This is a genomic window from Pseudomonas sp. BN411 (genome assembly GCF_029871235.1).
Taxonomy (GTDB): Bacteria; Pseudomonadota; Gammaproteobacteria; order Pseudomonadales; family Pseudomonadaceae; genus Metapseudomonas.
Window position 1 is genome coordinate 41,839 of the sequence record NZ_SSOM01000065.1, and the last position, 24,977, is coordinate 66,815.

Annotated in this window: 25 protein-coding genes; 8 read left to right on the plus strand and 17 right to left on the minus strand. The window is 66.4% G+C overall.

Annotated features, from left to right (window positions below):
• Nucleotides 1-12: 12 nt before the first annotated feature.
• The 5 genes from E8F06_RS10390 to E8F06_RS10410 form a co-directional block, all read right to left on the minus strand.
• Nucleotides 13-561 (minus strand): tetratricopeptide repeat protein, encoded by a 549-nt coding sequence (locus tag E8F06_RS10390; protein ID WP_151131711.1) that lies wholly within the window; start codon nucleotides 559-561, stop codon nucleotides 13-15.
• Nucleotides 562-654: 93 nt separating this feature from the next.
• Nucleotides 655-1,302 carry a hypothetical protein gene (locus tag E8F06_RS10395; RefSeq protein ID WP_280366724.1) on the minus strand — a complete coding sequence of 216 codons (648 nt, stop codon included), beginning with the start codon at nucleotides 1,300-1,302 and terminating at the stop codon, nucleotides 655-657.
• Nucleotides 1,302-2,591: a glutamate-1-semialdehyde 2,1-aminomutase gene (hemL, locus tag E8F06_RS10400; RefSeq protein ID WP_280366726.1), complete on the minus strand. Its 1,290-nt coding sequence runs from the start codon at nucleotides 2,589-2,591 to the stop codon at nucleotides 1,302-1,304. The genes E8F06_RS10395 and hemL overlap by 1 nt, the downstream gene beginning before the upstream one ends.
• Nucleotides 2,592-2,621: 30 nt before the next feature.
• Nucleotides 2,622-3,251 carry a thiamine phosphate synthase gene (thiE, locus tag E8F06_RS10405; RefSeq protein WP_280366728.1) on the minus strand — a complete coding sequence of 210 codons (630 nt, stop codon included), beginning with the start codon at nucleotides 3,249-3,251 and terminating at the stop codon, nucleotides 2,622-2,624.
• On the minus strand, nucleotides 3,248-4,045 hold the full coding sequence (locus E8F06_RS10410; protein ID WP_280366731.1) for a hydroxymethylpyrimidine/phosphomethylpyrimidine kinase: 798 nt from the start codon (nucleotides 4,043-4,045) through the stop codon (nucleotides 3,248-3,250). Before E8F06_RS10410 ends, thiE begins: the two co-directional genes overlap by 4 nt.
• A gap of 252 nt (nucleotides 4,046-4,297) precedes the next feature.
• Between E8F06_RS10410 and E8F06_RS10415 the strand changes: the two genes are divergently transcribed.
• From E8F06_RS10415 to E8F06_RS10425, 3 genes are all read left to right on the plus strand, one after another.
• Nucleotides 4,298-6,694 (plus strand): hybrid sensor histidine kinase/response regulator, encoded by a 2,397-nt coding sequence (locus tag E8F06_RS10415; RefSeq protein WP_280366733.1) that lies wholly within the window; start codon nucleotides 4,298-4,300, stop codon nucleotides 6,692-6,694.
• 125 nt (nucleotides 6,695-6,819) lie between these two features.
• Nucleotides 6,820-7,467 (plus strand): TetR/AcrR family transcriptional regulator, encoded by a 648-nt coding sequence (locus tag E8F06_RS10420; protein WP_280366735.1) that lies wholly within the window; start codon nucleotides 6,820-6,822, stop codon nucleotides 7,465-7,467.
• A gap of 1 nt (nucleotide 7,468) precedes the next feature.
• Nucleotides 7,469-9,118 (plus strand): acyl-CoA dehydrogenase family protein, encoded by a 1,650-nt coding sequence (locus E8F06_RS10425; RefSeq protein ID WP_280366738.1) that lies wholly within the window; start codon nucleotides 7,469-7,471, stop codon nucleotides 9,116-9,118.
• A gap of 44 nt (nucleotides 9,119-9,162) precedes the next feature.
• Here the strand turns inward: E8F06_RS10425 and E8F06_RS10430 are convergent, their stop codons facing one another.
• A complete protein-coding gene (locus E8F06_RS10430; RefSeq protein WP_280366740.1) occupies nucleotides 9,163-10,317 on the minus strand; it encodes an MFS transporter in 1,155 nt (384 codons plus the stop codon).
• Between the two features lie 441 nt (nucleotides 10,318-10,758).
• Here E8F06_RS10430 and amn point away from each other — a divergent pair, with 441 nt between their 5' ends.
• A complete protein-coding gene (gene amn, locus E8F06_RS10435; RefSeq protein WP_280366742.1) occupies nucleotides 10,759-12,276 on the plus strand; it encodes an AMP nucleosidase in 1,518 nt (505 codons plus the stop codon).
• Between the two features lie 209 nt (nucleotides 12,277-12,485).
• Here amn and E8F06_RS10440 read toward each other — a convergent pair whose 3' ends face one another.
• Entirely contained in the window at nucleotides 12,486-13,532 is a 1,047-nt protein-coding gene (locus E8F06_RS10440; RefSeq protein ID WP_280366744.1) for an MBL fold metallo-hydrolase, read from the minus strand.
• Between the two features lie 144 nt (nucleotides 13,533-13,676).
• Between E8F06_RS10440 and E8F06_RS10445 the strand changes: the two genes are divergently transcribed.
• The gene (locus E8F06_RS10445; RefSeq protein WP_190827825.1) at nucleotides 13,677-14,243 is read left to right on the plus strand and encodes a pseudouridine synthase; all 567 of its coding nucleotides are present in this window, start codon (nucleotides 13,677-13,679) and stop codon (nucleotides 14,241-14,243) included.
• A 46-nt stretch (nucleotides 14,244-14,289) separates the two neighbouring features.
• On the opposite strand, the gene E8F06_RS10450 is transcribed toward E8F06_RS10445, so the two are convergent.
• The 5 genes from E8F06_RS10450 to E8F06_RS10470 form a co-directional block, all read right to left on the minus strand.
• Nucleotides 14,290-14,493 carry a DUF2788 domain-containing protein gene (locus E8F06_RS10450; protein WP_190826826.1) on the minus strand — a complete coding sequence of 68 codons (204 nt, stop codon included), beginning with the start codon at nucleotides 14,491-14,493 and terminating at the stop codon, nucleotides 14,290-14,292.
• A gap of 178 nt (nucleotides 14,494-14,671) precedes the next feature.
• Nucleotides 14,672-15,151: an Lrp/AsnC family transcriptional regulator gene (locus E8F06_RS10455; RefSeq protein ID WP_016490763.1), complete on the minus strand. Its 480-nt coding sequence runs from the start codon at nucleotides 15,149-15,151 to the stop codon at nucleotides 14,672-14,674.
• 337 nt (nucleotides 15,152-15,488) lie between these two features.
• Nucleotides 15,489-15,908 (minus strand): MAPEG family protein, encoded by a 420-nt coding sequence (locus E8F06_RS10460; protein ID WP_280366747.1) that lies wholly within the window; start codon nucleotides 15,906-15,908, stop codon nucleotides 15,489-15,491.
• 59 nt (nucleotides 15,909-15,967) lie between these two features.
• Nucleotides 15,968-16,855, minus strand: coding sequence for a cation diffusion facilitator family transporter (locus E8F06_RS10465; protein ID WP_280366749.1), 888 nt, complete (start codon nucleotides 16,853-16,855; stop codon nucleotides 15,968-15,970).
• A 180-nt stretch (nucleotides 16,856-17,035) separates the two neighbouring features.
• Nucleotides 17,036-17,455: a polyribonucleotide nucleotidyltransferase gene (locus E8F06_RS10470; protein WP_280366751.1), complete on the minus strand. Its 420-nt coding sequence runs from the start codon at nucleotides 17,453-17,455 to the stop codon at nucleotides 17,036-17,038.
• A gap of 127 nt (nucleotides 17,456-17,582) precedes the next feature.
• On the opposite strand from E8F06_RS10470, the gene hrpB reads away from it, so the two are divergent.
• Nucleotides 17,583-20,105 carry an ATP-dependent helicase HrpB gene (gene hrpB / locus E8F06_RS10475; protein ID WP_280366753.1) on the plus strand — a complete coding sequence of 841 codons (2,523 nt, stop codon included), beginning with the start codon at nucleotides 17,583-17,585 and terminating at the stop codon, nucleotides 20,103-20,105.
• 108 nt (nucleotides 20,106-20,213) lie between these two features.
• On the opposite strand, the gene E8F06_RS10480 is transcribed toward hrpB, so the two are convergent.
• Nucleotides 20,214-21,338, minus strand: a complete 1,125-nt coding sequence (locus E8F06_RS10480) for an endonuclease/exonuclease/phosphatase family protein (protein WP_280366755.1) — start codon at nucleotides 21,336-21,338, stop codon at nucleotides 20,214-20,216.
• 49 nt (nucleotides 21,339-21,387) lie between these two features.
• Between E8F06_RS10480 and E8F06_RS10485 the strand changes: the two genes are divergently transcribed.
• Both E8F06_RS10485 and E8F06_RS10490 read left to right on the plus strand, forming a co-directional pair.
• The gene (locus E8F06_RS10485) at nucleotides 21,388-21,636 is read left to right on the plus strand and encodes a CDGSH iron-sulfur domain-containing protein (RefSeq protein ID WP_280366757.1); all 249 of its coding nucleotides are present in this window, start codon (nucleotides 21,388-21,390) and stop codon (nucleotides 21,634-21,636) included.
• Between the two features lie 13 nt (nucleotides 21,637-21,649).
• Complete coding sequence (locus E8F06_RS10490) at nucleotides 21,650-22,447, plus strand: transporter substrate-binding domain-containing protein (protein WP_280366759.1); 798 nt, start codon at nucleotides 21,650-21,652, stop codon at nucleotides 22,445-22,447.
• Here the strand turns inward: E8F06_RS10490 and E8F06_RS10495 are convergent.
• The 4 genes from E8F06_RS10495 to E8F06_RS10510 form a co-directional block, all read right to left on the minus strand.
• On the minus strand, nucleotides 22,441-22,878 hold the full coding sequence (locus E8F06_RS10495) for a VOC family protein (RefSeq protein ID WP_271470044.1): 438 nt from the start codon (nucleotides 22,876-22,878) through the stop codon (nucleotides 22,441-22,443). The two genes, E8F06_RS10490 and E8F06_RS10495, sit on opposite strands and share 7 nt — an antisense overlap.
• 94 nt (nucleotides 22,879-22,972) lie before the next feature.
• Nucleotides 22,973-23,635 carry a YciC family protein gene (locus E8F06_RS10500; RefSeq protein WP_280366763.1) on the minus strand — a complete coding sequence of 221 codons (663 nt, stop codon included), beginning with the start codon at nucleotides 23,633-23,635 and terminating at the stop codon, nucleotides 22,973-22,975.
• Between the two features lie 75 nt (nucleotides 23,636-23,710).
• Nucleotides 23,711-24,190, minus strand: a complete 480-nt coding sequence (locus E8F06_RS10505) for a YbaK/EbsC family protein (protein WP_280366765.1) — start codon at nucleotides 24,188-24,190, stop codon at nucleotides 23,711-23,713.
• Between the two features lie 43 nt (nucleotides 24,191-24,233).
• Nucleotides 24,234-24,959 (minus strand): transporter substrate-binding domain-containing protein, encoded by a 726-nt coding sequence (locus E8F06_RS10510; RefSeq protein ID WP_280366768.1) that lies wholly within the window; start codon nucleotides 24,957-24,959, stop codon nucleotides 24,234-24,236.
• Nucleotides 24,960-24,977 lie beyond the last annotated feature (18 nt).

Below are 24,977 nucleotides of genomic sequence, written 5' to 3' on the forward strand. Positions count from 1 at the left end.
AAGCCTCTGCCGTCAGGGCAGGGGCGAGAAGGGCGAGCCGCCGTCGGCGGCCTGCAGTTCCAGCAGGTAGTTGCGGAAGATCTGGCCCAGCACCTGGGTGGCGATTTCCAGCTCATCACTACGCATTTGCGCAGCTACCAGGTCGGCGCTGTCCATCGCTTCGTCCGAACCGTTCACCGCAGCCATTTTCAGCACGATGTAGGCCTGCACATTGTTGGCCGGTACGCCTTCGCCCCGGAAGAACATGTTGCCCAGGCGCAATTGGGCCTGGGCATGACCTTTCAGGGAGGCTTGCTCGAACCATTGCAGGGCCTGGGCCAGGTCGCGCGGGGTGCGTTTGCCGTCGTAGTAGAACTCGCCGAGCTCGTACTGGGCTTCGGCGTCGCCGCCCTTGGCGGCCTGTTGGCAGGCGGAAACGGCTTCCGAGAGGTTTTCCGGCAGGCTGTTCAGGTTGCAGCGGCCGGTTGCAGGGATCAGCAAGGAGTTGCCGCCGGCATTGGCCAGCAGTGGCAGGAAAAGCAACAGGCTGCCCAGGATCAGGGTTCGGCCGGTGCGGTTCATGGGGATCACAGCGCCTCGGAAGCAATGCGGGCATCATGCCCGGCCGGCGAGAAACGCGCCGACCGTCACATTATGAAATAAGCCGGGGCGATCTTACAAAGCCTTTACTTTGTTTGCGTTCGGCTCGGTGCCGTGAAGGTGCAGGAGCAGCCAGGTCATCAGCGGGTAGGCGGGGGTGAGCAGGGCGTGGAACAGGTCGACGCGGCGCAAAGGGCCGATAGAACCATCGGTTCCCACCACCAGTCCGGCAACGAGGAACAGGCCGATGATCGCCAGGGCCGCCAGCAGCGGCAGGGGCTGCTCCGGCAGCCTGCCCAGGCCTGCCAGCAGGATCAGCAGGAAGGCGGCGAGACTCAGCAGCAGCCGGTGCTCGGTCGTCACGCCAAAGCGCCGCGCCAGTTCGAAGAACACACACAAACCAATCACCAGACGGCCCCAGCCGGCGCGGCTCCAGGTCGTGCCACGGGCGAAGGCGAAAATGGCCAGGGCGACCAGCGGTAGGGCAAGGAAGGTCCCGGCCTGGCTGAGCAGGTTGTGGATTTCGCGCCAGGAAGGATCGAGGGAGAAGCGCACCACCCCGCACAGGGCTGCCGCCGCCGGGATCAGCAGCCCGAGCAGGGCGCAGAACCAGGCCGGCCGCTCCGTTTCGGCGAACGCCTTGCCCGCCCGGACCAGCGCAAAGGCGCTGACCAGGCAGGCGAGGGCGAGGATGCCGTCGGAGAGGGCGGTGCTGTATTGCATCAAGCCTGTTTGAGCTTGGCGAAGGCGCGCTCGGCTGCATCCAGGGTGATCACCAGCTCCTTGTCGCCGTGGGCGATGGAGGTGAAGCCAGCCTCGTAGGCGCTCGGCGCTAGGTACACGCCGCCTTCCAGCATCAGGTGGAAGAAGCGCTTGAAGCGCTCGGCATCGCTGGCCATCACGTCCTGGAAGGTGACGATGTCGTCCGCGCCGCTGAAGTACAGACCGAACATGCCGCCCGCCTGGGTGGTGACGAAAGGAATGCCAGCGGCATCGGCGCGCTGCTGCAGGCCGTCGAGCATGCGGGTGGTGTAGTCGGTCAGCTCGGCGTGGAAGCCCGGGCGGCTGATCAGCTTCAGGGTGGTCAGGCCAGCGGCCATCGCCAGCGGGTTACCGGACAGGGTGCCCGCTTGGTAGACCGGGCCCAGCGGGGCGATGTGCGACATGATCTCGCGCTTGCCACCGAAGCAGCCGACCGGCATGCCGCCGCCGATGATCTTGCCGAAGGTGGAAAGGTCGGGGGTGATGCTGTAGTAAGCCTGGGCGCCGCCGAGGGCTACGCGGAAACCGGTCATCACTTCGTCGAAGATCAGCACCACGCCGTGCTTGTCACACAGGCTGCGCAGGCCTTCGAGGAAGCCTGGAGCCGGCGGTACGCAGTTCATGTTGCCGGCCACCGGCTCGACGATGATGCAGGCGACTTCGTTGCCCACGTCGGCCAGGGTCTTCTCCACGGCGTCGATGTCGTTGAACGGCAGGGTCAGGGTGTGCTGGGCGAAGGCCGCCGGCACGCCCGGGGAGCTGGGTACGCCCAGGGTCAGGGCGCCAGAACCGGCTTTCACCAGCAGGGAGTCGGAGTGGCCGTGGTAGCAGCCTTCGAATTTGATGATGCTGTCGCGGCCGGTGTAGCCACGGGCCAGGCGGATGGCGCTCATGGTGGCTTCGGTGCCGGAGCTGACCATGCGCACCATCTCCATGGACGGCACCAGGGAGCAGACCAGGTCGGCCATTTCCACTTCCAGCGCGGTCGGTGCGCCGTAGGACAGGCCGTGGTCCAGTTGCTTGCGCACCGCGTCCAGCACGTCCGGATGGCTGTGGCCGAGGATCATCGGACCCCAGGAGCCCACGTAGTCCACGTAGCGCTTGTCGTCCTCGTCCGTCACGTAGGCGCCTTCCGCGTGTTTGAAGAACAGCGGGGTGCCGCCGACGCTCTTGAAGGCGCGGACCGGCGAGTTGACGCCACCGGGGATGTGTTTCTGGGCGTTGGCGAACAGAGTTTCGGAACGGGACATGGCAGGTCTCTCTTTCAAGCGAATTCGGGGTCAGGCGGCGTCGAACAGGGCGCTGAAGGCTCGGGCGCGGCGTTCTACCTCGGCGGCCGAGTCGGCGCCGAACAGGGCATGGATCACCGCCACCATGCTGGCGCCACGGGCGATCAGCTCCGGGGCGTTTTCCAGGGTCACGCCGCCAATGGCGACGATCGGCGACTGGAAGCGCTGTTTGGCCTGCTCCAGCAGGTCCAGGGTGGCGGCGGGTGCGCCCGGCTTGGTTTGGGAATTGTAGAAGCGGCCGAAGGCGATATAACTGGCGCCTTCCTTGATTGCCGCGGCAGCCAGGTCGAGGCTGGCGTGGCAGGTGCCACCGATGATGGCCTGGCGGCCGAGCAGGGCGCGTGCGGCAGCCAGGGAGCCGTCGCCCTGGCCCAGGTGCAGGCCGACGCCGAGGCGCGCGGCCAGTTCGGCGTCATCGTTGATGATCAGTTGGGCGCCATAACGGGTGCACAACTCACCAAGGGCTTCGGCTTCGCGCAGGCGTCGAGCCTCGTCGCTGGACTTGTCGCGGTACTGCAGCAGCTTGGCGCCGCCCTTCAGGGCCGCTTCGACGTAGGGCAGCAACTTGCCGCCGGCCAGCAACTGGCTATCGGTAATGGCATAGAGGCCGCGCAGTTTCATTGGCAGAAGTCCAGCGGCAGGCGGCGCGGCACGTATTGGCCGTGACCGGGTTGTTCGGCGTCGCGCAGGGTGCGCCAGGTGTAGTCGAGGGCGCTACGCACCGCGCTGGATAGCTCTTCGCCCAAGGCGAGGCGGCCGGCAAGGGCGCTGGCCAGGGTGCAGCCCGAACCGTGGTAGCTACCGGGCAGCCGCTGGCAGGTGTAGGTGAAGCGCCCGCCGTCCTGGGTGTACAGGCGGTTGTGCACCTCGGTCTCGTCGCCGTGGCCGCCGGTGATCAGCAGGTTGCGGCAGAAGGGCAGGAGCTTTTCCGCGCACTCGTCCGGGGTGCCTTCCGGCAGTTCGGCGAGGATGCGTGCTTCCGGCAGGTTCGGGGTGGCGATGGCGGCTACCGGGAGCAGGCGCTCACGGATTGCGTAACCCACTTCATCCTTGCCCAGGGCACCGCCGCCGCCGGCGCGCAGTACCGGGTCGCAGACCAGCGGTATGCCCGGCAGGGACTGCATTATCTCCAGCACGGTTTCGACCATCTGCACCGATCCGAGCATGCCCAGCTTGACGGCGGCCACCGGCAAGTCAGCGATCACGGCATTGGCCTGAGCCAGCACCCATTCGCGATCGAGGACGCGGAAGTCGGAAACGTTGACGGTATCCTGCACGGTCAGGGCGGTCACTGCCGGGGCGGCGTGGCAACCTTGTGCGATCAGGGCTTCGATATCCGCCTGGAGGCCGGCGCCACCACTGGGGTCGTGGCCGGAAAGGCAGAGGACTACGGGGCGAGAGTTGGTCGTTTTCATGGTCGGCGAGCTTACCACTAATCACCTCGCCGGGCCGCACCGGCGGCGCTATGCCTCAGGGGTGCTGGAAGTGGCGTCGAAAGATGGGCTGTAATGCCCGGAATAGAGCCATCCTGGCGTGATGGCAATGTGCAGCTTTCAGCCGCCTTGCGCTGTGCTAGAGTGCACTTTTCGAACAACCTGGCTCTGCATGGCGCGTCGGATAAGGAGGTGGGGCTCCGGGACGCGGTCAAGAGGCCATTGCGGGGCTGCATGCGTATCCTCCTTTTCCTAACCCTTTGCCTGCTCGCGGGCCTGGCCAATGCCGTGGAGTTCGACGAGCAGTTGCGCAGCCTTTCGCTGGGCCAGCACATGGACGTATTCGAAGACGTTCGTGGCGATGCCGAGATCGACGACATCACCTCTCCCGCCCTGGACAGCAGCTTCCGCCGTAATGAAAAGCCCGTGCTCAATGCCGGCTATTCGCGCTCGGTCTTCTGGCTGCGCGTCGATCTGGACTACCGTCCGCGTAACCTCGGTGGACAGCAGGACTGGCTGCTGGAGCTGGCTTACCCGCCTCTGGATCACCTCGACCTCTACCTGCCCGATGGCCAGGGCGGCTTCCGACTCGCCCAGCGCACGGGAGATTCGCTGCCCTTCGACAGCCGGCAGATCAAACAGAACAACTATGTCTTCAGCGTCGACCTGCAACCCAACCAGCCCACTCGCATCTACCTGCGCATGCAGAGCGAGGGTTCGATACAGGCACCGCTGACCCTCTGGTCGCCCCGAGCCTTCCTCGAGGAGCAGCCGGAACGTGTCTACGTGCTCGGCATCATCTATGGCGTGCTGCTGGTGATGCTGGTCTACAACCTGTTCATCTATCTCAGCGTCCGCGACACCAGCTACCTCTATTACATCCTCTATATAGGCTCGTTCGGGCTGTACCAGATTTCGGTCAACGGCGCCGGAATCCAGTACCTCTGGCCGGACAACCCCTGGTGGGCCAACGCGGCGACGCCCTTCCTGATCGGGTCGGCGGCGTTGTTCGGCTGCCAGTTCGCGCGCAGCTTCCTGCATACGGCCGACCACAGCCCCTGGGTCGACCGCGCCCTGCTCGGCCTGATGGCCCTGGGCGGGCTGGCGATGGTCCTGGCGCTGACCGCCAGCTACGGCCTGGCCCTGCGCCTGGCCACCTCGCTGGCGCTGATCTTCACCGTGGTGATCTTTTCCGCCGGCGTGCTGGCCTGGCTGCGCGGCATGCGTGTGGCGCGCTACTTCATCATCGCCTGGAGCGCGTTCCTCCTCGGCGGCGCCATCAACACCCTGATGGTGCTGGGCTATCTGCCGAATATCTTCTTCACGATGTACGCCAGCCAGATCGGCTCGGCGCTGGAAGTGGGGCTGCTGTCCCTGGCCCTGGCCGACCGCATCAACGCCATGAAGGAAGAGCGCGCGCGAATCCTCCAGGATGCCGGACGCAAGCTGGAAGCGCTCAACCAGGAACTGGCCAACAGCAACCGCCTGAAGGACGAGTTCCTCGCCACCGTCACCCACGAGCTGCGCACCCCGATGAATGGTGTCATCGGCTCGCTGGAACTGATGCAGACCCTGCCGCTGCACGAAGAACTGGAGCAGTACCAGCGCACGGCGTCCGGCTCGGCGCGGGACATGATGCGGCTGGTCAACGACATCCTCGCGATGACCGAACTGCAGGCCGGCAAGCTTTATCCGCGACGGGAGCCGTTCAGTCTTCGTGGCCTGGCGGACAGCCTGCGGGTGCAGTACGGCCCGCGCGCGGAGGAGAAAGGGCTGGCTTTCGATCTGGAGCTCGACCATCACCTGCCGGATACCCTGGAGGGTGACGCTGGCAAGCTGGCCCAGACCCTGGGCTACCTGCTGGACAACGCCATCAAGTTCACCAGCCGCGGCAGCGTCGGCGTGAAGATCAGCGGCCAGGAACCCGTCGATGGCAACCTGGCGCTGCGCATCGAGGTTACGGACACCGGCATCGGCTTTTCCGCCCCGCCGGACGGGCTGATCTATCGGCGCTTCTATCAGCTCGACGGTTCCATGACCCGCGAGTACGGCGGCCTCGGTATCGGGCTCGCCCTCAGCCAGCAACTGGTCGCGCTGCTCGGCGGCAAGCTTTCCCACCAGTCCCAGCCTGGCCGTGGCAGCACCTTTATCCTGGAGCTGGATGTTTCCTTGCCGGCCCAGGCCCAGGTCGTGCCCATGCGCCGCCCCGGCGGCCAGCCCCTTCGTCGACCGGAGCAGTGCACCGTGCTGGTGGTGGAAGACAACGCGATCAACCAGCTGGTGACACGCGGCATGCTGCTCAAGCTTGGCTACCGCGTGCGTACGGCTGACAACGGCGCCGAAGCGCTGGAGCAGATTCGCCGCGAGCCCATCGATGCCGTGCTGCTGGACTGCCAGATGCCGGTGATGGACGGTTTCGCCACCTGCCGTGCCCTGCGTGCCATGCCCGGTTGCGCCGACCTGCCGGTGCTGGCCATCACCGCCCACAGCCACAGCGGCGACCGCGAACGTTGCCTGGCTGCGGGCATGAGCGACTACATGGCCAAGCCGGTGAAGTTCGAAGAACTGCGCGCCTTGCTCCACGACTGGCTGCTATGCAAACCGGTCGAGTCCATCCGCTCAGTAACCTGAACGCCTCCCGCGCAGCTGGTTCGCCGCTGATCCGCGACGCAAATGCCATCAGGCGCGGCATATATCCCGCTTTCTGCAAGGTCTGAATCCTGATTCACTGAATGAAGTGAATCAGGATTCAGACCATGGCCTACCGCACCACCGCTTCCCGAATCGACCGTGACCAGGCGCTACGCAGCCGCATCCTGGCCTGCGCCCATGCGCGGGTGGTGGAGGGTGGGTTCGCGGCGCTGACCATGCAGGCCCTGGCCGAGGACGCCGGTATCGCCACCGGCAGCCTGTACCGCCACTTCGGCAACAAGGGCGAGTTGGCGGCGGAGGTCTTCGCCCGCGCCAGCCAGTTGGAAGTGGACAGCCTGGCCGAGGTGCTGCGTGGTGAAGGTTCCGCCGCTGAACGCCTGGCTCGCGGCTTGCGCCAGTTCGCCGCGCGCGCCTGGCATAGCCGGCGGCTGGCATTCGCCCTGATCGCCGAACCGGTGGACCCTGAAGTCGACGAGCAGCGCCTGCTCTACCGCGAAGCCTACGCCGAACTGTTCTGCCGCCTGCTGGAGGACGGCCGCGCCCGTGGCGAATTCCAGGTCCACTCGATTTCCCTGACCGCAGCCTGCCTGGTCGGCGCCATCGCCGAATCCCTGGTGGGGCCGCTGTCGCCCCCGGCCCGCGCCCTGCGTGAGGCCGGTCAAGGGCCGGACGACCTCGAAACCGTCTGCGCCAACCTCACTACTTTCTGCCTGCGCGCCCTGGGCGCCAGCCGACCTGCCCTGGAGACCTGAGATGAGCCTGCACGAGTTCGCCGAAACCCATGAAGTCATCAACCAGGTGCCGCCATTGGATGGCGCCAACCTCTATCGCGTCGACCTGCCGCTGCAGGAGTGGGTGCGCCGTTACCAGGGCGGCTGGGCCGAAGGCCGCCTGGACAGCTACGGTGCGCTGGCTGGCGGGCCGCTGATGGCGGCAGGCTTCCTCGCCAATGAGAACAAACCGGTGTTCAAGAGCCATGACCGATATGGGCACCGCATCGACCTGGTGGAGTTCCACCCGGCGTACCACGAGCTGATGCGCGCCTCCATCGAGAACGGCATCCCGTCCATGCCCTGGACCGATCCGCGCGCCGGTGCCCAGGTGGCCCGCGCCGGCCTCAGCTACCTGCACAGCCAGGCCGAAGCCGGTACCGGCTGCCCGCTGACCATGACCTTCGCCAGCGTGCCGGCCCTGCGCCTGCAGCCGGATATCGCCGAGAAATGGCTGCCGAAGATCCTTTCCACCGAGTACGACCCGCGCAACCTGCCCATGGAGCAGAAGACCGGCCTGACCATCGGCATGGCCATGACCGAGAAGCAGGGCGGCACCGACGTGCGCGCCAACACCACCCGCGCCCATCCGGTGGGTGTTCCGGGGCCGGGGCAGGCCTACGAACTGGTCGGCCATAAATGGTTCTGCTCGGCGCCCATGTGCGACGCCTTCCTCACGCTGGCCTACACCGACAAGGGCCTTTCCTGCTTCCTGCTGCCGCGCCACCGCCCGGATGGCAGCCGCAACGAGTTCTATATCCAGCGCCTGAAGAACAAGCTGGGCAACTGGTCCAACGCCTCCAGCGAGGTGGAGTACCGCGGCGCCCTGGCCTGGATGGTGGGCGAGGAGGGGCGTGGCGTACCGACCATCATCGAGATGGTTGCGCTCACCCGCTTCGATTGCATGATCGGCTCCAGCGCGCTGATGCGTCAGGCGTTGACCCAGGCCGCTCACCACTGTGCCTATCGCAAGGTCGGCGGGCGTGTGCTGGCCGAGCAACCGCTGATGCAGAACGTGCTGGCCGACCTGGCCCTGGAAAGCGAAGCCGCGCTGGCGCTGACCATGCGCATGGGCCGCGCGCTGGACAACGCCCACGACGAGCAGGAAGACAAGTTCGCCCGTCTGGTCACCGCCGTCGGCAAGTACTGGATCTGCAAGCGCGCCCCCGCAATGATCAACGAGGCCGCCGAGTGCCTGGGCGGTGCCGGTTATGTCGAAGACACCATTCTCCCGCGCCTCTACCGCGAGGCGCCGGTGAACTCCACCTGGGAAGGTTCAGGCAACGTGCAGTGCCTGGACGTTCTGCGGGCCCTGTCCAAGGAACCGGGCGTGCTGGATGTCCTCTTCGCCGAGCTGGGGGATGGCCATGGCGATGCACGTCTGGCGTCCTTCATCGGCAACCTGAAGAAAGGCTTTGCCGACACCGCCGACATCCAGTTCCGCGCCCGTCAGCTCACCGAAGACGTGGCTGTGGCGCTGCAGGCCAAGCTGCTTTTGGAGGCCGGCAACGCTACTGTTTCCGACGCCTTCATCGACAGTCGCCTGGCCGGTCATGGCCGTGTCTACGGCACCCTGCCGCGTGGCGCGGATGCCGAGGCGCTGTTGGCGCGCAGCACCCCGCACCTGGCCTGAGAGCCTTGCTGCGTTGAAAGCAGGCTCTGTGAACGGGCTCTGCGTCAGGCGGCGCGGGTGACGTAGCGGCGACCACTGGTCAGCGCGGTCACCACGAACAGGGCTGCTGCCAGGCACAACGCCAGCGGCAGCCCGTTCGGGCCGAGCCCCATCAGCGCACCGCTGAACAGCGGGCCGACCAGGCTGCCAATGCCCCAGAGCATGCCCACGCAGGCATTGGCGGTGACCAGGTCCTGGCCGCTGAAACGTTCTCCGATCAGCACCAGGGCCAGGGTATAGACGCCGCCCGCCACCGCGCCGAGCATCACCAGCGCCGGCCAGAGCAAGCCGGGAACCTCCATCAGCCAGGGCAGCGCCACGCCGATGGCCAGTGCAGCCACGCCGCAGCACAGGTGCAGGCGGCTGCGCTCGGTCCGGTCGGAAAGCCAGCCCAGCGGCACCTGGCAGACCATGTCTCCCAGCAGAATCACCGTGACCATGAAGGCGGCGATGCCCACGCCGTAACCGTGGGCGCTGGCGTACACGGGAAACAGCGACAGCACCACCGCATCGAAGAAGGCAAAGAACAGCACGCCGGTGCAGAGCGCCGGGGCGACCCGCAGGAAGCCGGCCAGGGAAAAGGTTCGCACGTCATCCTCGGCGGCCTGCGCCCAGTCGTTCGGCAGGCTGTGCCAGACGAGTGCCAGGGCCGCCAGATTGGCCAGAGTCACGATCATCACCAGCCATGGGCCCTGGGTGCCGATCAGGCCGATCAGCGCCGGGCCACCCAATTGGCAGCCGGTGAAGCAGGCGGCGTAGAACGCCACCACCTGACCGCGCTTGTTCTCATCGCACAGTTCATTGACCCAGGATTCGCCGAGGATCACCGCCACCCCCATGCCGACACCCAGCACCAGGCGCGCCAGGGCCAGCAGGGTTCGCGATTCCGGCAGCCACTCCAGGGCGCTGGCGCTGAGGGTGCAGAGGACGAAACAGGCGAGATAAAGGGCTCGGCCGGAGAAGCGTCGGCACAACGGATGGACCAGGAAGGCGGCGAGGATCATGCCAGCCGCCGGCATGGCGCTGAGGACGCCGATTTCCAGCGTGGAGGCGCCGGCGTCCAGCAGGCGCAGGGAAACCAGCGGCAGGGTGGCGCCCATGCCGAGGCCAATGACCGACACGGCGAAGATCAGGACGCCCAGCAACCAACGATTGTTCATTCTCGACTCCTGCCCGAATTGAACGGCCCGGGCCTGGCCAGAAAGCAAGGAAGACACCCGCGTGCGGACGGGGCGTCAGGGGATTCAGCGAAGGACGAGCCGCAGGAAACGACTCAGGCGCGGAGGGCGGGAGGCGAGAAGGTGAAGGCGAAGAGCACGCTGCGGCGGCGCTTGAGTTTCGCGTCACGCGGCCAGGTGCGCGCCGACAGCGCCGGATCGGGCTGGACGGGACGGAGCTGGGGGACGGGCGGGAACATCAAGTGAGCTTCGGTAGACAACGCGAGGGCGCGCAGTCTAAGTAGCCCGTCGCTCCCGGTCAACGCGGGACGGACGTGCTGCCGGCCGTCGTTGCGGCTCTATCTGGCACCTGGCCATAGGGGAAAAGCGCCTCAGTCCGCTCGGGACAATGGTTGAAACCGAGGCTGGCTGACTTTCACATCCATGGAGCAAGATAGGGCCGAGTTCCCTGCCAGGAAGCAGACCGTGAGCAGCCCGTCGTTCAATGAATTCATCGTCGCCGCCACCGCCGAAGAGGCCGTTACCCGCCTCTCGGCCTACTACCATCGCGCTACCGATGCGCTGAGTCAGGCACTGAAGCGCTATCTCAAGGAACGAACCTTGCCCAGCGCCGCCGAGCGCGAACTGTTCCGCTATCCCGAACTGCGTGTCACCTACCACTGCCAGGGCGAGGTGCCGAGCACCGTGCGCGCCTACGCCAAGGTGCAGGTGCCCGGCACCTACAGCGTCACCGTGACCCAGCCGGAAGACTTCCGTGGCTACCTGCTGGACCAGTTGGGACCCCTCATGGAGGATTTCACCGTCACCGTCGAGGTGGGGGTGAGCCAGCAGAACATTCCCTATCCCTACGTGGTCGAGCAGGGCGATGAACTGGCCGGTTCCGGCGTCACCGCCGCCGAGCTGGCGCGGGTCTTCCCCAGCACCGACCTGTCCGCCGCCAGCGATGGCGTGGCCGATGGCCTGCACGACTGGGACAATTTCGATCACATGCCGTTGGCGCTGTTCGATGCGGCGCGGGTGGATTTCTCCCTGCGCCGCCTGGTGCATTACACCGGCAGTGACTGGCGCCACGTGCAGCCGTGGATCCTGCTGACCAACTATCACCGTTACGTCGACCAGTTCATCCGCTACGGCATCGACCTGCTGCATGAAGACTCGCGCTACGTGCGTATGGTGCTGCCGGGCAACGTCGTGGTGGAGCGCGGCATGGACGAGGGCGAGATGCAGGCCATCGTCGACGGCGTGGTCTGGCACCGCTACCAGATGCCGGCCTACCACCTGATCGCCGCCAACGGCCACGGCGTCACCCTGGTGAACATCGGTGTCGGCCCGTCCAATGCAAAGAACATCACCGATCACCTGGCCGTGCTGCGCCCGCACTGCTGGCTGATGATTGGCCACTGTGGCGGACTGCGGCAGTCGCAGACTATCGGCGACTACGTGCTGGCCCACGCCTACATGCGCCGCGACGGCATCCTCGACCGGGTGCTACCGCCGAACATTCCCTTGCCGGCGTTGGCCGAAGTGCAGCAGGCGCTGCAGGAAGCCGCCGCCCAGGTCACCGGCGAGCGTGGCGAAGACCTCAAGCGCCGCCTGCGTACCGGCACCGTGCTCACCTACGACGACCGCAACTGGGAACTGCGCTGGGCCCAGGAGCGACCGCTGATCAACCTGTCGCGGGCGGTGGCGGTGGACATGGAAAGCGGCACCGTGGCCGCCCAGGGCTACCGCTTGCGGGTTCCCTACGGCACCTTGCTGTGCGTTTCCGACAAGCCTCTGCACAGCGAGATCAAGCTGCCCGGCTCGGCCAGTGCCTTCTACCAGCGCGCCGTCAGCCAGCACCTGCGCATCGGCATCGCCGCCCTGGACCTGCTGCGTTCCCAGCTCAACGCATTGCACTCGCGCAAGCTGCGCAGCTTCGACGAGCCGCCGTTCCGCTGATCGTGCGAGCTTCATGTGGGGGCGAATTCATTCGCCAAGGGCAGCGCGGCTGCCCCGTAGGTTGGTCCGAGCCCCGCGAGGCCCAACGATCGTCGTCTACCCGCGGCCTCGAAGGGCAGGCCTTCGGCCTGCCTGGCGATTGAAATCGCCCCCACAAGGAATCGCGCCCGGGATGGACCCAGGCGGCATGCCGGACCTCGATTGGTTCGCTACCGCGTCATCGGCGGAATCACCCACTGATACCCCGGCGTCGGCACGCGGAAATCGTCCGCATCCACCTGCCAGTCCGTCAGCGCCTTGGCCAGGTCGCGGGGCGGGGCGAACTGGCCTTCGTCGGTGAGGTTGAAGGTGCCGAAATGGATGGCCAGGCTGTGCGCGGATTCCAGTTGCTTGTGGGCCTGGACCGCATCGTCCGGGTTCATGTGGTTGTCGCGCATGAACCAGCGCGGCGCGTAGGCACCGATGGGTAGCGCGGCGAAACGCATGGGGCCGAAGCGCTCGCGGATCAGACGGAACTCCGGCCCCAGGCCGGTATCGCCGGGAAACAGGAAGGGGCCGTCCGGCGACTCGATCACGAAGCCCATCCACAAGGTTTCGTTGGTGTCGCTGCGGGTTCTTGCCGACCAATGCTGCACCGGTACTGAGTGCAGCTTCAGGCCGCCTTCCAGTGGCAGCTCCTGCCACCAGTCCAGCTCGACGACGTTCTTGAAGCCGGTTTCGCGGATCAGCATGGCATTGCCCAGCCCGCTGACCACCCTGGCCAGCGGAAAGCGCTCGGCCAGGCCGCGCAGGCTTTCCAGGTCCAGGTGGTCGTAGTGGTTGTGGCTGACCAGGATCAGGTCGATGGGGGGCAACTGGTCCAGTTCCAGGCCCGGCGGATGATGGCGCCGGGGGCCGACAAAACTGAACGGACTGACCCGCTGCGACCAGACCGGGTCGGTGACGATGTTCAGCCCCCGATGCTGGATCAGCAGGCTGGCGTGATTGATGTAGGTGATCCGCAGTTCGTCGCCTTCCACGCGTGTGGGCACCTCGGGTGGGGCGGCCGGGCCAGGCTGGTCGAGCCAGTCCGCCTGTTTCTCGCGGCTGAACTGCCAGCGCAGGAAGGAACGCAGGTCCTTGTGCGGCTTGGGTTCAATGTTGCGAAAGCGGCGGCCGTCGAAATTGTCCGAGGCCGGGCCCCGGTAGGGCGCGCGGTACTGACCGGCGAGGGTCATCAGGTTGATCAGCCAGGTGGGGCGCAGGGCACGCGACATGGTGCATTCTCTTGCGGCTGGGAGGCAGTCAACCTAGCATGCCTCTCCCATTCCCATACCGCCAACCCGTTTCCAGGCATGTCGCGCCCAACTCGCCCCGTCCGTCCCGCTTCCCGCCGCCCCGGTCCCGCCGCGCCACGCCGAGTGGCCAAGGCGCCGCCGGCCGAACCGCGCCTGCTGCTGTTCAACAAGCCCTTCGACGTCCTGACCCAGTTCAGCGATGGCGAGGGCCGCGCGACCCTCAAGGACTACATCCCCATTCCCGGTATCTATCCCGCCGGCCGCCTGGATCGCGACAGTGAAGGCCTGCTGCTGCTGACCAACGATGGCCGCCTGCAGGCGCGCATCGCCGACCCGAAGCACAAGCTGCCGAAAACCTATTGGGTGCAGGTGGAGGGGGAGCCCAGCGAAGAACAGCTCAAGCAGCTGCGTGAAGGCGTGGAACTGAACGACGGCCCGACCCTGCCGGCCGAGGCGCGGCAGATCGAAGAGCCGGTGCTGTGGGAGCGCAATCCGCCGGTGCGTTTTCGCAAGAGCGTGCCGACGGCTTGGCTGGAACTGGTGATCCGCGAAGGTCGCAACCGCCAGGTGCGACGCATGACGGCAGCGGTAGGGCTGCCGACGTTACGTCTGGTGCGGGTGCGTATCGGTCCCTGGAGCCTCGATGGGCTGGGGTTGGGAGAGTACCGCGAAGTGCCCGCTCAACTCTGAGCGGCAGGTTGAGCCCGCCTTGGCTGGCGGGCTCAGGAAAAGGGCCTTAGAAGCCTTCGAGGCCGCCGATTACCAGCGTCTTGATGACGAAGCCCAGCACGCCCAGGCCCAGGGCGAGGAACAGGATCATGGTGCCGAAGCGACCCGCCTTGGACTTCTTGGCCAGGTCCCAGACGATGAAGGCCATGAAGGCCACCAGGCCGGCGATCATCGCCGTCATCATCAACTCTTCGAATTTCTCCGGGCTCATCTCGCACCTCGTGGAATGAATACAGGCTGCACCCGCACGGCCGAAGGGCCGGGAGGAAAGCGGGGCGGTGCGCTTGTGATTCCGTGAGCCGGAGGGCTCTTTATATGAGGCGGGGCCACGCGGGGGTACAGCAAAGCGCGGCGATTATACGCCAAGCGAATCGCCGCGCGAGGGCCATTCAGCCGCGCAGATGGCCCAGGGGCAGCTCGGTGCTGCTCAGCACCTGGTTGAGCACGAAGCTCGAACGCACGCTGGTCACCCCCTCGATGCGCGTCAACTGACCCAGCAGGAACTGCTGGTAGTGATCCATGTCCGGTACCACCACCTTCAACTGGTAGTCAGCCTCCATGCCGGTCACCAGGCTGCACTCCAGCACTTCGGGGCACTGGCGGATCACTTCCTGGAAGTGCTCGAAGCGCTCCGGCGTGTGCCGGTCCATGCCGATCAGCACGTAGGCGGTGAGACTGAGGCCCAGCTTCTTGCGATCCAGCAGGGCGACCTGGCGGACGATGTAGCCGTCATCTTCCAGTTGCTTGACCCGCCGTGAGCAGGGCGAGGGCGACAGTCCGATGCGTTCGGCCAGCTCCTGGTTGGAGATGCGCGCATCGCGCTGCAATTCGGCAAGGATCTTGAGGTCGTAGCGATCGAGTTTTTCCATTGCAGCGGCCGTTGTTTGGTTTGATTGCTGTAAATATTGCTACTTTGGAGATTAATTGCGCAAGTGGCCCTGTGGTGAGCAATATTCGCAATCATTCGTCGCGCAGCAAGACGTAAGATTTCTCTCAGTTTCACGGCCCGGACAGCAAGTCCACCCGACCCGCCCAATCAGGTGCGTCGGCGCCTCCGATCCAACCGGTTCGAGCAGGCCCCCGGGTCCGCACTGCCCAACCAGGCAGGCGATGAAAGCGGCGACAAAATCGCCAGCACAGGACGAATTTCCCGAAGGGGGGCCCGCAGTATGGGGCCTCCCTTTTTTATTGCGCGCGGATTGCGGGTCAGATCAGCGCTGCCAGCTTCAGCAGCCACCAGGCGAGGATCGCCAGCTGCACGAAGAACCCGGCGAACCGTAGCCAAACGAACAGCGCGCTGGTGCTGATCAGGTGCGCGATGCTCTGGAACAGGCGCGCGCCCAGCAGCAGGCCGGCCAGCGGATCGGTGATCGCGGTCTGCCCGGCGGCGATGGCGTAGAGCAGGACCGCCGCTTGCATCGGCAGGTTCTCCAGGGTGTTGGCATAGGCGCGCACCAGGCGCTTGCCGAAGGCGCTGGGGGTGTTGCTGCCGTCAGCGGCGAAGGCATTGACCTTCATCCGCCCGGCCATCACCAGCAGGCCGCGCTGGTTCACCAGCAGAAACACCAGCAGCAGACTCCAGGCCGCCAGCCCGAGCAGGGCCGCGGCAGAAGGGGACAGGGGCATTGCGGACTCCTCGTTCTTGTTATGGAACGAGCGAGTCTAGAAGTTTTAGAGCAATTGCTCTAGTCGTGTTTCACCACTTCGCTCGGGTCCGCATGGACCAGCACTTCAGCGCGGGGATAGTGGCTGGTGATCGCCTGTTCAGCCTGCTCGCAGAGCGCGTGGGCGCGGGACAGCGTCAGCTCCCCTGGCAGTTCCAGGTGCAGTTGCACATACCAGTGATTGCCGGAAATCCGCGTGCGCAGGTCATGGGCGCCGAGCACGCCGGGTACCTCGCAGGCCAGGCGGTGCATGTCGGCGCTGATCGCCGGCGACAGTTCCTCGTCCATCAGCACCGAGATCGATTCCCGCGCGATGCCGATGGCGCTCCAGAGGATGTAGCCGGCGATGCCCAGGCCGAACAGTCCGTCGGCCTGCTGCCAACCCAGGCTGGCCAGCACCAGGGCGAGGAGGATGCCGCTGTTGAGCAACAGGTCGGAACGGTAGTGCAGCGAATCGGCGCGGATGGCGGTTGAGCCGGTGGCGCGGATCACCCGGCGCTGCAGCATCAGCAGACCGGCGGTGAGTGCCAGCGACAGCAGCATCACGCCGATGCCCAGCATCTCTGCTTCCAGCGGTTGCGGATCGTTCAGGCGCTCGTAGGCCTGGGCTGCCACCAGCACGGCGCTGACGCTGATGAACAGCGCCTGGGCCAGGCCCGCCAGGGCTTCGGCCTTGCCGTGGCCGTAGCGGTGGTCGTCGTCCGCCGGCTTCAACGCGTAGCGCACCGCCAGCAGGTTGAGCAGGGAGGCTGCGCTGTCCATCAGCGAATCGGTCAGGCCGGCCAGCAGGCTGACCGAGCCGCTCATGGCCCAGGCGATGGCCTTGGCGATGACCAGGGTGATGGCGACGGCGAGGGAGGCGCGGGTGGCCAGGCGCAGCAGTTGCGCATGCTGGCGGGGTAAGGTCATGCCGGCTCCGGCTTGAAGTGGATGAGGTCCATGGCCTAGATCGTGGCGCAAGCCTGGCCGGGGCGATAGCTGCTGTGCAGGCTGCCGAAGAGCAGCCTGCACGAGGCGCGGTACGCCGCATCAGCTACCTGTCGCAGGCTCTCCGACAGGCGCTGGACGCGCCGCGCCAGCGGGTCCACCTCAGGCAGCCGGGTGCAGGCCGAAGGCGGCCAGTTGCTGCAGGTTGCCGCTGCGCTGGAGCAGTTGCGGGTTGTCCAGCGGCAGGTCGTGGCCGGTTTCGCGGGCGATGATCGACTTCAGGCGAATCGGGTCCACCTTGCCGTCGGCGCCGATGGCTTCCCGCAGCTTCTCGGGGTCGACCTGGGCGTGCTGGTCGGCGGGCAGGTAGATGGCGCCGGTGGCGAAGTCGACCGCGAAGGCGATCAGGCCGGGAATCACATAGAAGAGAATGCCGATGGCGTCCATGGCCGCGATGGCCGGGTCGATCTTGCCCTCGATCTGGCCGCGGCGGTCCGGGTAGAACAGCGTGCCGCAGGCGGTGAGCTGGGTAGTGAGGGCAGCGGCGACGACACCGCCGATCCAACGGGAAGCAATGCGCATAAGCGTCTCCTGGTCGAAATTTCGCAACTATAGCAAGCCGGCTATTTCAAAACTGCTCGGTGTATCTAAGACCCCGGCAAGGAACTGGCAGTTCGCCGGTATACTTTGGCGCCTGCCTGGAGTACCCATGAATCCGCTACCCATCGATGCCGTCCTGCCCGACTTGCGGGCCGCCCTGCTATCCCGCCACGAAGCCGTACTGGAAGCGCCGCCTGGCGCCGGCAAGACCACCCGCGTGCCCCTGGCACTGCTGGGCGAGCCGTGGCTGGCCGGGCAGAGCATCCTGATGCTGGAGCCGCGCCGCCTGGCCGCCCGCGCCGCCGCCGAACGCCTGGCCAGCGAGCTGGGCGAGGCCGTGGGCGAAACCGTTGGCTACCGCATCCGCCTGGAGTCGAAGGTCGGTCCGCGCACCCGCATCGAAGTGGTGACCGAGGGCATCCTCGCCCGCCGCTTGCAGGAGGACCCGGCACTGGAAGGCGTCGGCCTGGTGATCTTCGACGAGTTCCACGAGCGTAGCCTGGACGCCGACCTCGCCCTGGCCCTGTGCCTCAATGGCCGCGCGCTGCTGCGCGACGAACCGCCGCTGAAGGTGCTGCTGATGTCCGCCACCCTGGAAGGCGAGCGCTTGTCGCGCCTGCTGGCGGAGGCGCCCGTGGTGCGCAGCGAAGGTCGCATGTTTCCGGTGGAGCAGCGTTGGGGGCGACCGAGTCAGGTGGGGGAGGCGCTCGAACCCAAGGTGGTGCAGATCGTGCTCCAGGCCCTGGCGGACGAACCCGGCAGCTTGCTGGTGTTCCTTCCGGGACAGGCTGAGATTCGTCGCGTTGCCGAGCAGTTGGCCGAGCGCCTTGATGGCCAGCCCGAGATCCTGCTCTGCCCGCTCCATGGCGAGCTGGACCTGACCGCCCAGCGCGCGGCCATCGAGCCGGCACCCACGGGCAAACGCAAGGTGGTGCTGGCCACCAACATCGCTGAAACCAGCCTGACCATCGATGGCGTTCGCGTGGTGGTGGACGCCGGCCTGGAACGGGTACCGCGCTTCGACCCGGCCAGCGGCATGACCCGCCTGGACACCCAGCGCATTTCCCGCGCCTCCGCGACCCAACGCGCCGGCCGGGCCGGCCGTCTGCAACCGGGCGCCTGCTACCGGCTCTGGTCCGAGGCCCAGCACGAGCAACTGGCGGCCCACGGCAGCGCGGAAATCCTTCAGGCCGACCTCGCCGGCCTGGCGCTGCAATTGGCGCGCTGGGGCGTCGGCGATCCCAACGAGCTGGCCTGGCTCGACCCGCCCCCCGCCGCTGCGTACGCCCAAGGCCGCGACCTGCTGCAGCGGCTCGGTGCCCTGGCCGAAGACGGCAGCCTGACCCGCCATGGCCAGGCGATGGCCGAACTGCCGGCGCACCCGCGCATTGCGCACCTGTTGCTGCGTGGACACTCCCTGGGGCTTGGCAATCTCGCGTGCGACCTCGCCGCCCTGCTGGGTGAGCGTGACATCCTGCGCGGCGGCGGCGCCGACCTGCACAGCCGCCTGGCACTGCTGGCGGGTGAAGACAAGGCCGCACGTGGTGCTCGTGGTGGTGTACAGCGCGCCCGTCAGTTGGCGCGGCAGTTCCGCTCCTACCTGCGTGGTCCGGCCAGCGAGCCGGTGGCCGATCCGGATCACCCGCGCTGGCTTGGCTGCCTGCTGGCCTTCGCCTACCCGGACCGTATCGCCCAGCAACGCCGCGCGGGCGGTGCCGACTACCGCCTGGCCAACGGCCGTGCAGCGACCTTCGGTGAACCGGACGCACTGATGAAGGAGCCCTGGCTGGTGATCGCCGACCTCGGCAGCCGCCAGGGCCAACGGGAGGAGCGCATCTATCTCGCCGCCGACCTCGATCCGGCGCTGTTCGAGGGGCCACTCGCCGAACAGGTGAGCCGCCACGACCTGCTGGACTGGGACGAGCGCGAAGGCGTGCTGCGCGCCGAGCGGCAGGTGAAAGTGGGTGAGCTGGTGCTGGCCCGCGAAGCCTTGGTCGAGCTGGATGATGAGGCGCGCTCGCGGGCGCTGCTGGGCCTGGTGCGACGCAAGGGACTGGAGCTGTTGCCGTGGAATCCCGAACTGCGCCAATGGCAGGCGCGGGTGGCGCTGCTGCGCCGGCTGGACCTGGCCGACAAGGGCGCCAGCGAATGGCCGGATCTCTCTGACGCGGCCCTGCTGGCCAGCCTGGAAGACTGGTTGCAGCCCTGGCTGGGTAAGGTCAGCCGGCTCAGCCACTTCGCCAACCTCGACCTCGCCGGCATCCTCCAGGGACTGCTGCCCTGGCCACTGCCGCAGCGGCTCGACGAACTGGCGCCGCGTACGCTGGAAGTCCCATCCGGGTCCCGCATCCGCCTGGACTACAGCGACGAGATGCCGGTGCTCGCCGTGCGCCTTCAGGAGCTGTTCGGCCTGGCCGATACGCCGCGCATTGCCGGTGGCCGGCAGGGCGTCAAGTTGCACCTGCTGTCCCCGGCCCAGCGCCCGGTGCAGGTTACCCAGGACTTGGCGAGCTTCTGGCGTAATACCTATGCGGATGTGAAGAAGGATCTGAAGGGGCGCTACCCCAAGCACTATTGGCCGGAGGATCCGCTAGTAGCCGAGCCGACCGCGCGGGCCAAGCCTAGGAAGTAGGAGAGCCCTACTGGGTAGGGAATCCAGTCGTAGGGTGCGCCATGCGCACCGATTGCGGAATCAGCCCGACCCTACCAGTTCGAAATCGCCCCAATGGAGTCTGCGGACTCAATGCCCCGACGGCAGGAAGAAGCGCGCCGTCAGCGGCAGGTGATCGGAGATGCGCAGGGTGTCGCCCTGGCGCACCCGCGCTTCGATGCGGGTCAGGCTGGGGCTGTGGAAAACGTAGTCCAGGGTGCGGTCAGGCCCCTTCACCCGAGGGTCGTTGGGGTAGTGGGTGAACCATTGCGCCTGCTGGGCACCACTGGCTTCCTCGACGCTGGGAATCATCGGGTAGCGGCTCCAGAGTGCCTTCAGTTCGCTGTCGCGGGTATAGCGGCTGCGCTGGGGGGCGGACAGTCGCTCGTACTGGCCGGGCGGCAACTGGTTGAAGTCGCCGGCCAGGATCCAGGGCAGGCCTTCGCTCTGAAGCTGGTCGAGCAGGCCGCGGGTCATGGCCACCTGGCGCTTGAGGGTTTCCGGGTCGTCCTCCAGGGCATCCAGGTGCGTGTTGACGGCGGCCAGGCGCCCGCCGTCGCGAATCGGCAGGTAGCTCACCAGCAGTGCGCGCTTCTTGTCGAACTGGCGGCTGAGCGGATCGTTTGCCTCCAACGGCAGCTGCAAGCGTTCGGCACTCTCGATGCGGAAGCGGCTGAGGGTCGCGAGTTTCAGGCCAACGCTGCCGAGGATATGGGGATCGGGCACGAAGGCGGCCTTCCAGTAGAAGGCCTGGCTGGCGCAGGGGTAGACGTCGGCCAGGCGTTCCTGGAGCAGGGCCAACTGGTCCTGGTAGTCGGTGGCGCGGGCGCCTTCGTGCAGTTCCTGGAGATTGACGATGTCCGGTTGTTCCTCGCGAATCACCCGCACCACCTCGTCCAGGCTATAGGCCAGGTCTTCCGCCGTGGGGCGTTCGTCCGGGCCTTCGCCATCAGGCAGATCGTAATAGAAGACGTAGCGTTTGCCGGCCAGGTACTGGAGGTTCCAGGTCATGACCTTCAGGGCCTGGCCCGGCTGCAGTTGCGGCGCTTCGGCCTGACAGGCCAGCACGGCCGGTTCGCGCTCTGCGGGATGCCAGGTCAGCGCATAGATCAGGGCCACCAGGCCAACGGCGAGGACCGACAGGCTGAGCAGGGCGAAACGCAGGACTCGGGGCATCGGCAAAGGCAGGCATCTATGCTGGAAGAGGGCGAGCATACCCGAGCCGCCGCCGCGGCCCAAGCCAGGCGCGCCCGGGAGGAATGCCGTGGACAGCGAAGTGCGAATCGCCCAGCGGGGGCCGTTCGAAGTGGAGGTGGTGGCCGGCCGGGATTACTTCTGGTGCCGTTGCGGTCGTAGCCAGCAGCAGCCGTTTTGCGATGGATCTCATAAAGGAACCGGCCTGGCGCCCCTCAAATTCCATGCAGATGTCAGCGAAACCCTGTATTTCTGTGGCTGCAAACATAGCCACTCGCCACCGCTCTGCGATGGCACCCATAACCAACTGCAAGACTGATCCGGGAGCCTGCATGCGGCTGGGTGTAGTCCTCTGGTCAATCCTGGCCTCACATTTCAATTCGGGACGCCTCTGGCTGGCGGGTTTGCTGCTGTTGCCCCGCCTGGTGGTTGCGGACGATGCGCCGCCCTTGCGGGTAATGACCGATTTCTGGCCGCCCTTTCGTATCGCCGGTGAAGGAGGGCAGCTGCGCGGTCTGGACATGGACCTGCTGGCGGAACTGGAGCGCCGTACCGGCCTGCGCTTCGAGGTGCAGCGGGCGCCCTGGTCGCGAGGGCTCGCCGCATTGGAGCGGGGCTCGGCCGACCTGATGACGGGCCTTGCCCGGACCCCCGAGCGCGAACGCTTTATCGACTTCCTGGAACGCCCTTATTTCACCTGCGCGCCCCGCTTCTACAGCCTGCCGGCGCTGGCCCAGAAGGTCAGCGGCTATTCGCAGCTGGGCCAGTACGACATCGGTTTCGTGCGGGGCTCGGCCTACTTCGAACCCTTCGATTCCGATCAGGACTTGCGCAAGGTCGGGGTCGGCAATGAAGGGCAGTTGCTGGACATGCTGCGCCACAAGCGGCTGCAGTTGGTTATCGGCACCGATTGCCAGGTGGACTATCAGCTGCTGCGCGACCCGACCCTCGCCGGGCGCATCGTCAAGCTGAACTATCGGCCGCCCGCGCGTACCGAACTCTTCCTCGGCTTCACGCGCCAGCGGCCCCTGCAGGCGCAGCGCCAGGCCATTGCCGAGGCGCTGGAGCAAATGATCGATGAAGGCTGGGTGCTGGATGCCGCGCGGCGCTACAGCCCTCGTGCTCAGTGAGCGTGAGGCTCGACGTACAGCTCGTAGTCCGGGGCCAGATCCATATCCCAGAAGGCGGCCTCGATCTTGTGGCCATCAAGGTCGCGGATGAAGCAGCCGTAGTAGGGCTCACCGTATTCGGGGCGCGGGCCGGGCTCGCCATCGCCCTTGCCGCCGGCGTCCAGGGCTGCCTCGAAGAAGGCCAGGACTGCCTCCTTGCTGGCAGCGAAGAAACCGATGTGGGTGCCATTGCCGACGCTCGCCGGGCGGCCGTCGATGGGGGACTGCACCCAGAATTCCGGGTACTCGCGGCCGTAAGCCACAGCGCCGGGGTGCTCCATGATGCGCTTGCAGCCCAGGGTGGGCAGCACCTTGTCGTAGAAGGCGACGGCGCGCTCGAAGTCGTTGGTGCCCACCGAGATGTGGGACAGGATGCTGGGGTTTTCAGCCATGGAAGATCCTCCTTGAGTGGCCTGGAAAGCCTAGCAGCCCGTCGCGGAACCAGCGGCCAACCCTTCCATGGGTTGGTGTCCGGACGTTACAGGGTCACTGCTCCGTCGCGCGTTCCGTGACCAGGGTGAACATCCGGTACAGGGCGATGCTGACGAACAACTGGAAGAAGCTGTTGAAGCTTTCCAGCACCACGGTGCCCACCGGATCGGGGTTCTGTCCCAGTTCGCGATAGGCGAACCAGTCCACCAGCCAGATCGGCCCCATCACCAGCAGCACGCAGGCGAGGATGGTCCAGAAGTGCCCGCGAGTGAGGGCGAAGCTTTCCTTGATCGCGTCCAGCGGGGGCTTGCCTTCCAGCACCAGCAGGTACTCGGCGAAGGCCAGTTTGATCATCACGTAGACGCCGGGAATGATCAGCATCCAGACCCCAACCATGATCAGCAGCGTGCTGATGGCTGCCAGCACGGCGAATGTAGGCCAGCGGAACAGCGCCATTTCCAGCACCTGTCGGGGCTTGAGGCGGATGTGATGGCTGCGGCTGTCGACGAAGATGATCAGCGCGCCGACGTAGAGCGGATAGAACAGCATGCTGACGATGATCGATGCGCCCTGGGATTTGTCCGCTCCTAGCCAGGCGATCAGCCCCTGTTGGGCGATCGCTTCGGTGAGGATGGCCGGCAGGCAGAGCAGGGCGATTTCGCCGGCGTTGCGGGAGAAGAAGAACCATGAGGCGCGCAGCAGCTCGAACGGATTCATCGGCGGGCATTCACATCTTGCGGCAGTTGGTCTTGCGCACTTTAGCCCAAGCCTGCGCTGCCTCCAAAGGGCGCTTCACTCGGAACGGTAGTGCAGGACGCGGTTGGGTAATTGCGACAACAGACGGGCGAGGTCGGCGGTGGCCACTTCCAGGGTGTACTCCGGTGGGCCCGGCGAGTAGATCAGGTAGTCGTGCCGGAAGATCGCCTCGTCGAATACCAGGGCAATGTCCTTGGCATGGCCCAGGGGGCAGGCGCACTGGGGCACGCAGCCAGTCAGCTCCACCAGTTCTTCGTCGCTGGCAATGCTTGGTCGCGCGCCCAGCAGCGCCTTGAGTTGTGCCCAGTCGGCCCGCGCGCCCTCCAGGGTCACCAGCATGGCGTAGCCGCCGCCCTTCAGGCGCAGGAACAGGCTCTTGCTCTCCACCCCGCGCAGGCCGAAGCGCTGGCGCACCGCATGGGCGGTGGGGTAGTCGAGCACGGCTTCGTGGCTGACCTCCCGGTAGGGGATGGCGTGATCGCCGAGCAGGGCCAGGTTTCGGTCGTGGAGCGACATCGGGGTTCCGCGGGATGGGAGAGGGGAGCGCCATGATAGTCGTTCAGGGAAGGCTGAGGTCATCCAGCCCGGCTTCGCGCAGCACCTGCTGCTCGATGGCCTGCAAGCGACCTTGCTGTGCCATGTGCCGCAGCACCTCCTCCAGGCGTGGTGCAAGATCGCGATGGCGCGGGTTCAGGTAGTGGTGCATGGAGAAGCGTTCCAGCACCGGATGCAAGGGCTGGATACCGCGCATGCCGTTCTGGCGCAGGATGCACATGCCCGAGTAATAGTCCTCCACATGCACGTCCACGCGGCCACCGGCGAGCTTGCGCATGCCATTCTCCACCCCGTTGGAAGGTGACATCCGCACCCCCTTGAGTCGCAGTTCCAGCGCCGCCTTGCCGCGTTCGAAACCGACGAGATACGGCTTGAGGCTGGACCAGCCGCGCAGTTGCAACGGGCGATTGGCAAAGGCCACCGTGTAGGATTCGAACAGTGGGGTGCGGATCAGCAGCAGGTCGCTGCGCTGCTCGGCCAACAGGCTGGTGCGGCACAGCTCGCCATCGTTCAGGCCGCGCTCGGCATATTGCAGGGCGCGGGCGGCTGGCGCGGCGCGGGTCTCGATGCTGATGCCGAGCTCGCCGTAGGCTTCCACCAGAATGCGCTTGCAGATCTGGAACAGGGGCAGGCCCTGGTCGGGAAAGGTGCTGAATACCAGGCGCGCCTCGGCATGGATGGGGGCGGACAGGAGCAGCAGGACAAGCAGGCAGCTTCCATAGGCTCGCATTGCACAATCGCCTGGGGC